At 49.4% G+C, this 14,893-nt stretch carries 14 protein-coding genes; 9 read left to right on the top strand and 5 right to left on the bottom strand.

Annotated features, from left to right (window positions below; all coding sequences use genetic code 11):
- Window positions 1-41 precede the first annotated feature (41 nt).
- The gene (locus GWC94_RS04550; RefSeq protein ID WP_161833841.1) at window positions 42-1,229 is read right to left on the bottom strand and encodes a sigma-54-dependent transcriptional regulator; all 1,188 of its coding nucleotides are present in this window, start codon (window positions 1,227-1,229) and stop codon (window positions 42-44) included.
- Between the two features lie 174 nt (window positions 1,230-1,403).
- Complete coding sequence (locus tag GWC94_RS04545; protein WP_161833840.1) at window positions 1,404-1,793, bottom strand: response regulator; 390 nt, start codon at window positions 1,791-1,793, stop codon at window positions 1,404-1,406.
- 127 nt (window positions 1,794-1,920) lie between these two features.
- Here GWC94_RS04545 and GWC94_RS04540 point away from each other — a divergent pair, with 127 nt between their 5' ends.
- Window positions 1,921-2,406, top strand: coding sequence for a low affinity iron permease family protein (locus GWC94_RS04540; RefSeq protein WP_161833839.1), 486 nt, complete (start codon window positions 1,921-1,923; stop codon window positions 2,404-2,406).
- Window positions 2,403-3,479, top strand: coding sequence for a DNA topoisomerase IB (locus GWC94_RS04535; RefSeq protein ID WP_161833838.1), 1,077 nt, complete (start codon window positions 2,403-2,405; stop codon window positions 3,477-3,479). Before GWC94_RS04540 ends, GWC94_RS04535 begins: the two co-directional genes overlap by 4 nt.
- A gap of 144 nt (window positions 3,480-3,623) precedes the next feature.
- On the opposite strand, the gene GWC94_RS04530 is transcribed toward GWC94_RS04535, so the two are convergent.
- Entirely contained in the window at window positions 3,624-4,091 is a 468-nt protein-coding gene (locus GWC94_RS04530; RefSeq protein WP_161833837.1) for a hypothetical protein, read from the bottom strand.
- Between the two features lie 186 nt (window positions 4,092-4,277).
- Here GWC94_RS04530 and GWC94_RS04525 point away from each other — a divergent pair, with 186 nt between their 5' ends.
- Both GWC94_RS04525 and GWC94_RS04520 read left to right on the top strand, forming a co-directional pair.
- Window positions 4,278-4,748: a ferritin-like domain-containing protein gene (locus GWC94_RS04525; RefSeq protein WP_161833836.1), complete on the top strand. Its 471-nt coding sequence runs from the start codon at window positions 4,278-4,280 to the stop codon at window positions 4,746-4,748.
- A 142-nt stretch (window positions 4,749-4,890) separates the two neighbouring features.
- On the top strand, window positions 4,891-5,232 hold the full coding sequence (locus tag GWC94_RS04520; protein ID WP_161833835.1) for a hypothetical protein: 342 nt from the start codon (window positions 4,891-4,893) through the stop codon (window positions 5,230-5,232).
- 120 nt (window positions 5,233-5,352) lie between these two features.
- Here the strand turns inward: GWC94_RS04520 and GWC94_RS04515 are convergent, their stop codons facing one another.
- Window positions 5,353-5,505, bottom strand: coding sequence for a lmo0937 family membrane protein (locus tag GWC94_RS04515; RefSeq protein WP_161833834.1), 153 nt, complete (start codon window positions 5,503-5,505; stop codon window positions 5,353-5,355).
- Between the two features lie 136 nt (window positions 5,506-5,641).
- Between GWC94_RS04515 and GWC94_RS04510 the strand changes: the two genes are divergently transcribed.
- Complete coding sequence (locus GWC94_RS04510; RefSeq protein WP_235918456.1) at window positions 5,642-6,628, top strand: YihY/virulence factor BrkB family protein; 987 nt, start codon at window positions 5,642-5,644, stop codon at window positions 6,626-6,628.
- 39 nt (window positions 6,629-6,667) lie between these two features.
- On the opposite strand, the gene GWC94_RS04505 is transcribed toward GWC94_RS04510, so the two are convergent.
- Window positions 6,668-6,910 (bottom strand): hypothetical protein, encoded by a 243-nt coding sequence (locus GWC94_RS04505; RefSeq protein ID WP_161833833.1) that lies wholly within the window; start codon window positions 6,908-6,910, stop codon window positions 6,668-6,670.
- Window positions 6,911-7,090: 180 nt separating this feature from the next.
- Here GWC94_RS04505 and GWC94_RS04500 point away from each other — a divergent pair, with 180 nt between their 5' ends.
- From GWC94_RS04500 to ppk1, 4 genes are read left to right on the top strand one after another with little or no spacing between them, the layout of a single operon-like run.
- Window positions 7,091-7,975: an SdiA-regulated domain-containing protein gene (locus tag GWC94_RS04500; protein ID WP_161833832.1), complete on the top strand. Its 885-nt coding sequence runs from the start codon at window positions 7,091-7,093 to the stop codon at window positions 7,973-7,975.
- Window positions 7,972-11,625 carry a BamA/TamA family outer membrane protein gene (locus tag GWC94_RS04495; protein WP_317163433.1) on the top strand — a complete coding sequence of 1,218 codons (3,654 nt, stop codon included), beginning with the start codon at window positions 7,972-7,974 and terminating at the stop codon, window positions 11,623-11,625. Before GWC94_RS04500 ends, GWC94_RS04495 begins: the two co-directional genes overlap by 4 nt.
- Before the next feature lie 8 nt (window positions 11,626-11,633).
- On the top strand, window positions 11,634-12,848 hold the full coding sequence (locus tag GWC94_RS04490; protein WP_161833831.1) for a Pycsar system effector family protein: 1,215 nt from the start codon (window positions 11,634-11,636) through the stop codon (window positions 12,846-12,848).
- Between the two features lie 2 nt (window positions 12,849-12,850).
- Complete coding sequence (gene ppk1 / locus GWC94_RS04485) at window positions 12,851-14,887, top strand: polyphosphate kinase 1 (protein WP_161833830.1); 2,037 nt, start codon at window positions 12,851-12,853, stop codon at window positions 14,885-14,887.
- The last annotated feature ends 6 nt before the right edge of the window (window positions 14,888-14,893 follow it).

Below are 14,893 nucleotides of genomic sequence, written 5' to 3'. Positions count from 1 at the left end.
TTTTTCGCATGGGTGATGAATCATTTTCCTTGCCTGGTTACTCAATCTTCCTGCAGCAGCGAGCCCGCCCGGCTGATTTCTGCGGGCAGGCATTCGATCCCGATGTAATGACCGCTGCACTGCAGCGATGCTTTCTGGATAAAATTTTTCAGCTCGCGGATATTGTCGTGCCAGGTATACTGACCCAATACCGCGGTTGCTTCAGGTGTCAGCCCTTTGGAGTTGGTGCCCAGGGCGTCGTTATTCATCTTCAGAAAATGATTGGCCAGTTCCTGTATGTCTTCTTTTCTTTCGCGAAGCGGGGGTATATGAATGGTAAACTCATTGAATCGGTGGTACAGTTCTTCCAGCAGCACGGCTTTGCGTGCCGCTTCCCAGAGTAAGGTATTGCTGGATGCAAAAAAACGGATATCCATCTCGATCTGCTGATCGCTTCCCTCTCTTGTCCACTCGCGTTTGCGGATGCATTGCAGCAGCTTCTGCTGTATTTCGATGGGCAGTTCCTGCGGGTTGGCGATATACAGGGTGCCGCCGTTCACCTGGTCCAGCAGTCCTTCCTCTTCCTGCATAACACCGCCTGTTTCGGCAAGCCTGCCAAACAGGTAAACCGATGTATGCTTTGCCGGAACGGATGCCGCATTCAGCATAACAAAAGGAAGATGGCTTCGTTTGCTGAGTTTGTGTATCTCGTGCGCCAGTGCGCGCTTGCCGGTGCCATCCTCTCCGTAAATAATGAGGTTGTGATTGGTGGGCGCCACAAGATGCACCTGGCGTATCAGTTTTCTCGACGCGTCGCTGCTTCCCCAGAAATAGTATTCCCTGGTATCCTTTTCGTCAAAGTAACCGCCCGGCGCCGCTGCACCGCGCTTGCGGCTTTCCAGCGCATCCTGCACACTCAGGAGCATCTGTTCGGGCAGCAGCGGTTTCATCACATAATCAAACGCGCCCTGCCGCATGGCAAGGGCGGAAAGCTTAATATCCGAAAAACCGGTGATGATGATCACAGGCAGGTTCGGATACAGTTCCTTCGCTTTGTTGAGCAGCGTAATGCCGTCGATATCACCCAACCCCAGATCGCTGATCAGCAGATCGGGCTCATTTTCCACGAGGTGCTGCATGGCTTCGGTACCCGAATAGATTACGGTAACCTGGTAGCCCTTACGCATTAAAAAACGGTTCAGGAGAAAACAGAGGTCCCTGTCATCGTCAACGATCAGAATTCTTTGCATATAAGCGGTGGTTTTTCAGTAAGCAGACCGCTTTACAATTGAAAAATTCATACCGGGATCGCCGGGGCAAAAACAGGCAAAAAACACTGCTGTTCAGCGCACTGAAGCGCGGACGGCTACCCGTGAAAAACAGGAAAAAAGGTTCTGTGGAATAAATTCCACAGGGGAAAATCATTACTGCTGCAGCACTTTCCGGATCGATGCGCAGAGTTCGGTAAAACTGAACGGTTTTACAATGTAGTCAAACGCCCCCGAACGGGCGGCTTCTTCTTTGTCTTTGGAATGGGAAGAGGTTGAATATATAATAACCGGTATATGTGCCAGCGCCGCCCGTTTTTTCAGTTCTTTGAGACATTGCAGACCGTTCATCAGCGGCATGTTCAGGTCCATAAAAATATAGTCGGGAAGCCGGCCCGGCATGGCCAACATTTTTTCCAGGGCCTCGGTGCCATTAATGGCCGTTGCCAGTTCAATGGCGGTATCTATTTCGCTGAGTGCGTCCATAAAAAGACTGCGGTCATCCGTATCGTCGTCGACCAGGAATATCCGTACCTTTTTTTCCATATCACAAGGTAGACATTCTTTAACGCCGTGCAAATGATGGGCGCCTGAAAAAAAGGTATATTGACAGCCGTAAGCACCGGGCGCAGCTGGCCTGGATTTTTAACTCATCACCTATCAATTCTCCGTTATGCCTCCAAAAAAGAACACCGGCAGTTTCAGGTACCGCTTTGAAAAATTATCAGGCGCTATCACAAGGGGTACGGGCAGCCCGGGCGCACTGATCACCGCCTGCGGTATCATCGTGCTGTGGATCGTTACAGGGCCGATCTTTCACTTTTCGGATACCTGGCAGCTGGTGATCAATACGGGCACCACCGTGATCACATTTGTCATGGTATTCATCATCCAGCATTCGCAGAACAAAGACACCACCGCCATCCATCTTAAACTGAATGAACTGATCGCCTCCAACCGGTTTGCAAGCAACCGCATTGTGAATGTGGAGGATCTGACCGAGCAGGAACTGCTTGCGCTGAAGAAGTTCTATATCACACTTTCCAAGCTTTCTGCCGAAGGCAAGGATATTTTCGCCTCTCACTCCATCGATGAAGCACATGCCAATACCCGCGCCAAAATCAAGGAAGCCAAATCGGTGCATCCAGCCAAAGAATGAACCCCGCCAAGATCAGTCATAGAAAACACCTGTCGCTGGTAAAGGATTATACCCGCTCCGCTTCGGCGGCCAACCTGGTATATGTTTCAGACAAAGACCCTGGCATTGCCCGGGTTAAAAAAGGAAAAGGATTTGCTTACCGGCTCGGGGATGCACCTGTGAAAGACAAAACCGAGATCAGGCGTATCAGGCAATTGGTGATACCGCCGGCATGGACAAAAGTATGGATCTGCACCAGGCCCAACGGCCATATACAGGCAACCGGCTTTGATGCCCGTGAAAGAAAACAGTACCGCTATCACCCGCTCTGGAACGTACTGCGCAATGAGACAAAATTCCATAAACTGACCGAATTCGGCCAACGGCTGCCGGCACTGCGCTTACAGGTTGAAAAAGACTTTCTGCAGCCGGCACTTACCGAGCAGAAAGTGATCGCTGCCGTTATCGGCCTGATGGAGCGAACCTATATACGCATAGGGAATACAGCCTATGAAAAAACAAACGGTTCGCACGGACTCACCACCCTTCACGACAAACATGTATCGATAGAAGCGGGCAATATCCGGTTTTCGTTCAGGGGCAAAAAAGGCATCAACCATACCATCAGCCTGCGCAACCGCAAGCTGGCCGGTATCGTAAGGCAATGCAGGGACATACCCGGAAAAGAACTGTTTCAGTATTATGACCAGGAAGGAAACAGACAGCCGGTTGATTCGGGCATGGTCAACCGGTATATCCGGCAACACATGGGCGAAACCTTTTCTGCAAAAGATTTCCGCACCTGGGCGGGTTGTCTGCATGCGCTGCGTGCATTCAGGCAGATCGGTCTTTTTAAAACCGGGGCAGAATGCAAGCACAATATCAATCTTGCACTCGATGAAGTAAGCCGGCAGCTGGGTAATACCCGCGCTGTTTGCAGAAAATACTATGTTCATCCGCAGATACTGCATCTCTATGAAGAGAACCGGATACAGAGCTACCTGGACCAGCTGGATGAAATCGAAAAAAACGACGACCGCACCTCGCTTACATCGGAAGAAAAAGTGCTGATGTCGCTGCTGAACGCTGTTTAAGAAATCAACATGCAAAAGTCAAAATTCAAAAAATGTAAGAGACAGAGCGCTGTTTAACCTGTCGGTACAAAGGCAGCCTGTAACCTCTTTACATCTTGAATTTTGACTTTTGACTTTTAAATTTTAAATTTTTCACTTCCGCCGCTAAAAAGTATACCTCACGGCAAACCCACCCCAGCTGCCCACAAATCCCCGGTTGTTACTGAACTCGAAGGAGGGCTGCCAGTCGAGCGAGAAGTTGATCGGCGCGCCTTTGATCTTGTAGTCAAGACCCAGCACACCATCGATACCGAAGGTAGTGGCGCCACCATAGTAGTCCTTGTTATACACACCTACGTGGGCACCCGGACCAACATACCATTTCAAACCGGGGGCGCCGTTGATATTGCCGTGTATTTCGTACAGTCCTGTAAGACGAAAACCCTGGCGCCAGAAAAATCCAACCCCTTCAAGGGCATTGTTTCCGTTGATAAAACTTTTCAGGGTAATACCTGCTCCGTCGAGGACTTTCACACCCAGCGCTGTCTTGTAAGAATAGGAATTGGTGGTGTTCTGGGCTGAAGCCGCGTAACCGGCAAATGCGAAAACGATCATAATGCATAGACGCTTCATACAACAATTGGTTTTAATGAACAATTCGGTCAACGGGCTAAAAATTTCATACCACCGGCCCCATTTTTTTGCCATTCTGTTGACAATCAGCGCCGCGGGACGTGTATTTCTTTCTACAATCCGGCGGTTTTTGCGGTGGCAGGAAGCAGGCACAGGATTTTTGCCGCTAACCCAAACATCTCAGTTATGAAAGCAAACGAAACATTGATAGAGACATTGAACGATCTGATCAGGATCAATAACGACCGCATTAACGGATACGAAAAAGCGGTTGACGAAACAAGGGAGCAGGACATGGACCTCCGGGGCATTTTTGCCAAAATGGCGAATGACAGCCGTGATCATGTAAGGGAACTGAGCAATGCCGTAGTGAAAATGGGCGGCGAGCCGGCAACCGACAGCACTATTTCCGGAAAGATATACCGTACCTGGATGGACGTAAAGGCCGCATTTGCCAGCAAAGAACGCCTGTCTGTACTCGAAGCCTGCGAATATGGCGAGGATGCAGCGCAGAAAGCGTACGACTCGGCCCTGAAATCGGATGCGGAAATGAGCGCGGAAACAAGGCAGCTGATCATGGACCAGAAATCATCGCTGAAGAATGCCCATGACCTGATCAAAAAATACCGCGATATGCACGAGACGGTTGCTTCTTAAAGCAACGTAAAAATGTTCTGCACAACGTTGACCCGGACTACTTCTAGCTTGCCGAGGTTAAGACGGAAACGGGAAAACGAAAACGCAGATACAGGCTGGTGCATTTTGCCCAGCCTTTTTTCTTCATGTAAAAACACTCCATATGAACACGCAAACCGCTCCCACCCCGGCCTATCTGAAAACCCTGGTGGATTGCCTGGCACGCATGCGCCAGGATGGCTATACAGAAGACTTTACGGTAAAGGAAGACCAGTTGCTTTCTTACACAACCGGTAAGACCTATACCGCAGAACAGGTGAAGATTGTAAACTTTTTTCGCTTTGAAGGACAAACCGATCCCGCTGATGCATCGATCATGTATGTGATTGAAGCAAGGGACGGAGCCAAGGGCACCCTGGTTGACGGGTACGGCCCTTCTTCCGAGCCCGATACCAGCGAGTTTATCCTGAAAGTGGAAAACATGGAAAAAAAGGCAAAAAGCTGACACGATACCGTTTCATTTTTGGGGAAGGCAGCATTCGCTGCCTTTTTTTTGCAGACACCCAAACAAAAAGGCTGCAGGTAAGATGCAGCCTCTGGGTTTTTCTGATATCGATAAAAGTACCTAATCAGCCGAGCGGTTGATGATGCCCAATAAGAGCGAAATGATTGCCAGTATCAGCAATATATGGATCAATCCGCCTACGCTGTAGGCAAAGAAACCAATCAGCCATCCTATGACGAGGATAACTGCTATCAGGTATAATAAACTACGCATATGCTTTCTTTTTCTTTCTGCAGGAGGTTAAAAAAACGTACCCGTCGGTGCTGCACAGACCGCACTTCTTTTGGGAATTATTTTCCACAATCGTTTTACATGGTTATTTGGAATAGGAATTGGCTTCGCTAAGTGTATGAAAAAAACGATGGCCATACTGCAGGTGCTGAAGCATTTACCGCAGGTGCTGAAAAAATCGGTGTCTGAATTCATCAGCGATGAAGGCATGAAACTCGCTGCCTCCCTTTCGTACTATACCATATTTTCCATCGCGCCATTTTTGCTGATCGTCATCAGCATTGCCGGCGCCGCTTTCGGACAGGAGGCGGTGGAGGGAAGGGTATACGGGCAGATACAGCAGCTGATTGGCCAGGAAGCGGCGGTACAGATACAGAATATCATCGCCAATGTGCGGCTGAGAGACAGCGGTGTATGGGGCATTGTTATCGGCGCCGCCATCCTGCTGATCGGTGCATCGAGTGTGTTTACCGAGATACAGGGATCTGTTAATTATATCTGGAGTATCCGCACCAAACCGAGGAAAGGCTGGCTGAAGCTGCTGCTTGACAGGCTGCTCTCCTTCTCGCTCGTTGTCGGTATTGGGTTCATACTGCTGGTATCACTGATCGTTAATTCGCTGATGGATGCTTTGTACGAGCGGCTGGAAAGACTGTTCAGGGACTCGTCTGTTCACCTTCTCTACCTGGGTAACCTGGCTTCTGTTTTCCTGGTGATCACGGCGTTGTTCACCGTAATATTCAAAGTATTGCCCGATGCAAAGATCGGGTGGAAGGACAGTATCGCCGGCGCAACTTTTACGACGGTGCTGTTCATCATCGGTAAATTCCTGATCGGTTTGTACATAGGCAATTCCCGGCTCGGCGCCATTTACGGAACAGTTGCTTCTGTATTCGTGATACTTGTGTGGGTATACTATACTTCGATCATTCTGTATTTCGGGGCGGAGTTCACCAAAGTGTACAGCCGTGATATCGGTAACGGCATCAAGCCCGGCGACCAGGCGGTATACATTATCAAAACCGAAAGCAAAGAACTCCCCTCGCTGCGCACCGCTGTAAAAACCGATCCCAGGCCAGGCAAGATAGTGCTCCGAAAAAAATGATCCCCGGGGTTACCGGGGATCTGCTGTATTCAACACTGATTATGGCTTTGTTTTCACTTCCGTTTTTGTTTTCGCGTCGGTGTGTTTGTTCTTTTTCTTGATCTTAAGTCCGCTTGTCTTCTTGTGTTTGCTGAAAACATTGTGCACTTTTTCGCCTACGGTAGTGGTGGGTTTTACTTTGGATTTATAATCATCATTCGACACCTTATGCTTTTCCGTTTGGGCGCCGACAGATGCAGTAAGCCCTATTCCCAATGCCAGTAATACAAATAATTTTTTCATAGATCGGAGTATTTATGTTTCCGCTACAGAAAAAATAACTATGCCCCGCATGCGTTTTTTCAGGAATATAAAAAATGTAGAATAAATTCTACATAAGCACTGTTTATTCATTTCACTCCTGATTGAATCGGAATCTGATGGCTGCACATCAGATGGCAGCATTTTTTATCCCATTTAGTCATGCGTTCTTATACTGACACTACGGGTTCCTTGATCGGCCGCGCATTATTGTATTGCCTGGTGGGTACGGGCTTACTGTATTTTACCGGCGGCTGCGGCAGGTCTCACAAGGAGGTCTATCCCGATACACCCGATTACGACCTCAACCATCCTTATAAAATAAATGTAACGGAACAGCTGGACGAGATATCGGGTATTGATTTCTATGCGAAAGACACCAGCGTATTTGCCATTATTGATGAGGAAGGCTGGCTGTTCAAGGTGTTTCTGAAGACCCGTGCCTTCCAGAAATGGAAATTCGGAAAGAAAGCCGATTACGAAGACCTTGAACGGGTAGACAGCATCTTTTACATACTGACCAGCAACGGCGATATCACACGTGTGCATTTCAACGGCGATTCATTGCTGGCGGAGAACTATACTTTTCCTAAAAACGGAAGCAACGAATTTGAAAGTCTGTATTACGATTCCTCCACCGCCTCGCTGCATATGATCTGCAAGGACTGTTCGATCGATAAAAAAGCGGCGGTAAGCATCTGGAGTTTCAATACAGTGACCAATACCTATGCCCTGTTTCCGAAAAAGATCGATGTATCCCCCATCGCCAAGAAACTGGATGTGAACAAAGTCCGCTTCAAACCATCTGCAAGCGCTGTCAACCCACTGAACCATGATATTTATATGGTCTCTTCCGTAAACAAAGTACTGGTGATTGCAGACAGTTCCGGAAAGGTAAGGGATGTTTACCCCCTGGATCCTTACCTGTACCGGCAACCCGAGGGACTGGCGTTTACGCCAACCGGCGACCTGCTCATATCCAACGAGATCAATCTCGGCGAATTCGGCAACGTACTCATCCTAAAACGAAAAAACAATAAGAAGTGAAGTATACCCTGACAATTCTGATAGTGCTATGTACACTGGCAAACGAGTTGTCTGCACAAAAAGACTCGGTGCAGGCAAGGATCGTATTGATCGGCGATGCGGGATCGTTGAAAAACGGTCGTCATCCCGTGGTATCGGCGGTCAGAAACCGCATCAAACTCGACAGTATTACCACCGTGCTTTACCTGGGCGATAACCTGTACACCTATGGTCTGCCCGACGATGCCTATTCGCACTACACCATGGCCGCCACCATACTCGATTCGCAGACACATATTGTGGCCAATACCCCCGCCCGAGCCTATTTCCTTCCCGGCAACCACGACTGGGACCACGAAGGACCCGATGGATGGAATGCGGTGATGCGCGAGCAGAATTACATCGACGCCCACGGTGGCAACAATGTTCAGTTCTATCCCAAAGACGGGTGCCCGGGGCCGGAAGAAGTGAGCCTGAGCAATGATGTGGTACTGATCATGATGGACAGCCAGTGGTGGCTGCACCTGTACGATAAACCGGGGATAGAATCCGACTGTCCCTATAAGACAAAAGAAGAGGTATTGAGTCAGCTGGACGAAATCGTCACCAAAAATGCAAGAAAGCTGATCGTCTTTGCCTGTCACCACCCCTTTAAAAGCGATGGCATACACGGCGGGTATTTCACCCTCAAGCAGCATATTTTTCCGCTCACCGATGCCAGTCCCAAGATGTACGTACCGATGCCGCTGATCGGGTCCATCTATCCGATCACCCGCGGCATATTCGGCACGGCGCAGGATCTCAAGCATCCTGCTTACCAGAATATGATCCGCGACATCAACAAGGTATTAAAGGCACATCCGAATGTGATCTATGCGGCAGGACACGAACACAACCTTCAACTGATACAGGACAGCAGCTATACCTATATCACCAGCGGCGCGGGAACCAATAAAACCCGTGTATCAAAAAGCAAACACCAGTTATACGGCTCGGAAGAGAACGGATTTGCCACGATGGAAATCATGAAGGACAAGAATGTGAAAGTGGCTTTTTACGAGGTAAAGGACGAAGAAGTGAACAAAACCTTCGAGAAAACGGTATGGAATTTCGCCAAGCTGCCCAGGATTGACTCGGGCGTACACACCGCAACGGTTACGCCCATAGAAGTTCCTTTTGAAGACAGCGTACTGGTTCAGGCCAGTGAAAAGTACGGCAACGCCTCTCCGCTTAAACGTTTCATATTCGGTAACAACTACCGGGAAGAATGGTCGACCAAGGTAAAACTGAAAGTATTTAACCTGCGCAAGGAGAAAGGCGGGCTGAGAGTGACAGGCGTGGGCGGCGGCAAACAGACCGCCTCGCTGCGGATGCGGGACAAAAACGGAAAGGAATGGTCACTCCGCAGCATTGATAAGAATCCCGAGAAAGCCATGCCTGAATTTCTGCGGGGGTCGGTGGCACAGGATATTGTTTCGGATATGATCTCCGCCTCGCATCCCTATGGCGCGCTGGCGGTGCCCGACCTGGCCAAAGCGCTGGGCGTGCCTGTTGCCAGTCCGCAATTTTTCTTCGTACCCGATGATCCCGCGTTTGGCGTATACCGTTCGCGCGTGGCCAATACCGTTTGTATGCTCGAAGACCGCGACCCCGTTCCGGGTGCGGATACAAAGAGCACCCAGAAAGTGATGAGCAAGGTGCTGGAAGACAACGATAACCGAATCGATCAGCCGCTGATGCTACGCGCGCGTTTGCTGGATATGCTGATCGGCGACTGGGACCGCCATTTCGACCAGTGGAAATGGGCCACACGGGATACAGGCAAGGGAAAAGTGTATTATCCCGTTCCCCGCGACCGCGACCAGGTTTTCTTCGGTTCCGATGGCAGGCTGATCAAAACGATCGCCTCGACGCTATTCCCTTATCTCAAGGGATTCTCTGCAGACATCAGGGATGTGAACTGGTTCAACTGGGAAGAACGGGATATAGACCGGTTCTTTCTCAACCGGCTCGACAGGCAGCGCTGGGTGAACATCATCGACAGTTTTCAGCATACGATGACCGACAGCCTGCTTGCCGTTGCGGTAAACAGAATGCCGCCCGAGATCGTAGCGATCGACGGCGCGGAGATCCTCACCAAACTCAAAGGCCGCCGCGACCAGATGATGGAAAAAGGACTGGAATACTACCGGTTCCTCTCTAAGACCGTAACCGTTCTCGGCACTAACGACAACGAATATTTCAAGGTAACCACGGTTGACGATACGCTGCAGGTAAGCGTTTACAAGCGCGATAAAAAAACGCAGAAACTGGAGTCGGTCATGTACGAGCGGAAATTTGACCCAAGAGACACGAAAGAAATACTGATGTACGGACTGAACAGCGACGATTACTTTGATGTGGATGAAAAGGCTGATTCGAGGATACGTTTACGCCTTATCGGAGGAAAGGGCAGCGATACATTCAATGTAAAAGGCAATATCCGCAACTATCTGTACGACATGACCACCAGCGAAAACTACGTAGCGGAAAACAACAGGTCGCGTGTGCGCACTTCTTCCGATCCGCATGTGAACGACTATACACCGGTGAACTTCAAATACAATCTCTCTCATTTTCCGCAGTTCAATTTCGGGTTCAACGCGGAAGATAAATTCCTGGTGGGGCTCGGGTTCAGCAGACGCACATTCGGCTTCCGCAAAGAGCCGTTTGCAACCGAGCAAAAATTCTCCACCCTGTATGCCTTCAACAGCGGTGCCTACCAGATTAAATACCAGGGTCAGTTCAACCAGGCGATCGGCAAACTGGATATTGTTGCCCGCGCCTCGCTGCTGAATCCGGCGCTGGATAATTTCTTCGGGTTTGGCAATGAAACGCCTTATGACCAGAAGAAAGGGATTGATTTTTACCGTGTGCGGTACAAATACCTGGAGGGGCAACTGTTTCTTCGGAAACGTTTCAACCCCGTATTGCAGGTGCTGGCAGGTCCTGTGGTGAATCACTACTGGGACAGGTACGAGAACAACCAGGGCAAGATCATGGGAACGCCCTCTGCACTGGGGCTTGATTCGAATCTGATCTATACCCGCAAAACCTACGCGGGCGGTAAACTGGCAATTATCATTAACAACCTCGATAACGTATTGCTGCCAACACGCGGCATCAACTGGGTAACCCAGTTTGAGGCAACGGGCGCGTTAACAAAAGCCGCCAAACCCTTTACAGCGCTTACCTCGGATATGACCGTACATGCCGCGCTGTCTGAGCCGGCCAAACTGGTAACGATACTGCGTGTTGGCGGGGGACATATCTTCAGCAAAAACTACGAGTACTTCCAGGGACTCACATTGGGCGCCAACAACTACCTGCGAGGTTACCGCAAAGACCGCTTTACAGGCTCATCGCTTTTCTACAGCGGCCTTGAGGTAAGGGTAAAACTCTTCGAATCCAAATCCTATGTATTCCCCGGCGCCGTGGGTCTGATCGCATTCAACGAGCTCGGCCGGGTATGGCAGGAAGGGGAAGACTCAAGAAAATGGCATTACTCCTATGGCGGCGGTATGTACTACGCAGCCTACAACTACGTATTGCTGTCGGCAACGATCGGCTTGTCGGGCGAAGACAACCTGTTCAACTTTTCTATCGGTACAAAATTCAACCTAACCTTTTAACCACACCCATGGAACCACAGATTTATAAACATACTGAAGACCATGTAAGGGAGCTGTTCCATACTATGGCCGACAGCGACCTGTTGTTTCACAACCTGCATCATACCGAAACCGTTGTACAAAGGGCCAAGGAGATCGCGGCGCATTATGAACTGTCTGAAAAAGACATGCAGGTATTGTTTATAGCGGCATGGTTTCACGATACCGGTTACCTGTATATGGGGGCTCCGCGTCATGAAGAAAAAGGCGTGGAACTGGCGAAACAGTTTTTAACGGCCCAGGGAGCCGATGATGACATGATACAGGATGTGGAAACGGCGATTATGTCTACCCGCTATCCCCGCCATCCCTCCAACCTGGTATCCAGGATACTGTGTGATGCGGACACCTATCATTTCGGCACCAAGGAATTCAAGGAAACAAACAAGAAAGTATTCGAAGAGCTCCAGCGCAAGGAGGGTAATATCGACAAACTGGAATGGAAACAGCGGGCGATCGAATTCCTGGAAGCACACGAATACTATACGCCCTATTGCCTGAACCTGCTGGAAGAAAAAAAAGAAGCCAATATAGAGAAAATGAAAAACAAGACGCGCAAAAAAGAAGATGCCGAACACCACCCGGGCGAGCATTTAACGCTGGCCGATAAAAACCTTCCCACCAAAGGTATACAGACGATGCTGCGTCTGACCTCGAGCAATCATCTGGAACTGAGTGAGATGGCCGATCACAAAGCCAATATCCTGATCTCGGTGAACTCGATCATTATTTCTGTTATACTGGGTGTGCTTTTCAGGAAGCTGCAGGACGAGCCCTATCTTACGCTGCCGAGCATCATATTCCTAACCGTATCGGTGGCAACGATCGTAATTGCCATTCTTGCCACCAGGCCCAAAATAAGCGAAGGAACTTTTACAGACGAGGATGTCATCAACCGCAAGACCAACCTGCTGTTCTTCGGCAATTTCCACAAAGCCAGTTTTGAACAGTACAACGAAGCCATGCGGCGAATGATGCGCGACCCGAATTACCTATACGGTTCCCTGATCAAGGATATCTACCAGCTGGCCGTTGTGCTGGGCAGAAAATACAGGCTGATCAGGCTTGCCTACAATATATTCATGTTCGGTATCGTGATATCGGTTCTCTCCTTCGCCATCGCCATATTTTTCTTTAAACACGAAGCCGTTGCGGCGCCGGCGGCAAACGGATTTCCACTTTAACCATGCGAACGATCATCAACAGGGATATCAGCTGGCTGGAGTTCAACCTCCGGGTATTGCAGGAGGCGGCAGATGCATCCGTGCCTTTGTACGAACGCATTAAGTTCCTATCTATCTTCTCGTCGAATCTCGATGAATTCTTCCGGGTAAGGTATCCTTATATCACCACCCTGTCGAAGCTGAACAAAAAGATACGCAAACAGGCAGGCTCCGAAGCGCAGGAAGACATCACCGGCGAAATACAGCAGGAGATCAACCGCCAGCTGGATCTGTATGGCGAAATCCTGCAGCGGGAGATACTTCCCGAATTACAGAAGAACCGGATCGTTTTCTATTACAGCACATCCGTAAGACCGGAGCACCTGGCAGAGATCCGGGAACTGTTCCTCTCTAAAATACTGTCGTTTATACAACCCATTTACCTTGACCCGCAGAAAAACCACCGCTTCCACCCGGAGAACAGCAAACTATACCTGTTTGTCAGCATAAAAGGCAAAGAACCCGGCACCCTGCAGCATGGCATCGTCAATATTCCTTCGGATAAACTACAGCGGTTTTATGTGCTGAGCCCTATAGACGGTTACGAGTATGTGGTGTTTATTGACGATATCATCCGGCTGAATATGTCTTTTCTTTTTCCCGGATCGGAGATTCAGGGTATATACAGCATCAAATTCAACCGGGATTCGGAGATATTCCTGGATAATGAACTGAGCGGTGATATCCTGCTGAGAATTGAAAAAGAAGTGAAGAAACGCGATCTGGGTGCGCCTTCCCGGTTTTTGTACGAGGCAAATATGCCCAGGAATGTACAGTTCCTGATTGCAGGTCTTTTCAACCTGAACTTCGACGAGATGTTTGCGGGCGGCCATTACCACCAGCTCAGCGACCTGGCATCGTTCCCGAAATTCAACAGGAACCTGCTGTATCCCGCCAGGAAACAGCTGTTGCTGCCGGAACTGCAGGACACCGCAGATATTTTCAACCTGCTGCATACAAAAGATATCCTACTGCACCTCCCCTACCAGTCGTACAACCCGGTACTTTCTTTCTTTAACCAGGCCGCCGTAGATACCGATGTCACCGAGATATACATTACCCTGTATCGCGTGGCATCCGAATCGCATATCATCAACGCACTGATCAGCGCTGCCAGAAACGGTAAAAAAGTAACGGCATTTGTAGAACTGAAAGCCAGGTTTGACGAATACAACAATATCCGCTGGAGCAAGGAAATGAAGAAAGCCGGTGTAAATATCATTTACAGTCTGCCCAGCATCAAAGTGCATTCAAAGATCGCCGTTGTAAAAAAGAACAGCCAGCAGCAGGCCCTGTCGTACGCACTTCTCAGCACCGGTAATTTTAACGAGATCACCGCACAGTTCTATACCGATCATGTACTGATGACCACCAACCCGGGCATCGTACAGGAAATGCTGCTGCTGTTCAAATTACTGCAGCGCGAACACAGCGAACGCACCAGGGCCAGGCATTCTTTTGAAAAACTGCTGGTATCGCGTTTCAATATGAAAGAACAGTTTGAAAAACTGATCGATGGCGAAATGCAGAAAATCAAAACCGGTAAAAAAGGCCTGATACGCATTAAGCTGAATAACCTGGAAGAACCCAATCTGATCAATGCCCTTTACCAGGCAGCCGAACAGGGTGTGGAAGTGCAGCTGATCGTACGCAGCATCTGCTGTATGCAACCCGGCGCCGGCAGCAACATCACCATCAAACGACTGGTAGACCGTTACCTGGAACATTCCAGGCTGTTCCTGTTTGGGGATGATGTGCATGCCGAGGTGATCATGGGCTCGGCCGACTGGATGAACCGGAACATTCATCACCGGATCGAAGTGTGCGTGCCCATACTCTCGCCCGACTGCAAAAAAGAATTACTCGACTATTTCAATATGCAATGGAACGATAACGCCAAAACCACCCTGATCGGCGCGAAAGATCCCAACAGAACCAATGGACATACCGTTGCGTATGCGGCGCAGCAGGTGATCTACGACTATTTACAAATCAAATGAGCGAAC

The organism is Sediminibacterium soli, assembly GCF_009939225.1.
In the GTDB taxonomy this organism is placed as follows: Bacteria; Bacteroidota; Bacteroidia; order Chitinophagales; family Chitinophagaceae; genus Sediminibacterium; species Sediminibacterium soli.
The sequence above is the reverse complement of the archived record's forward strand: the minus strand, read 5'-3'. Positions and strand labels throughout refer to the sequence as shown.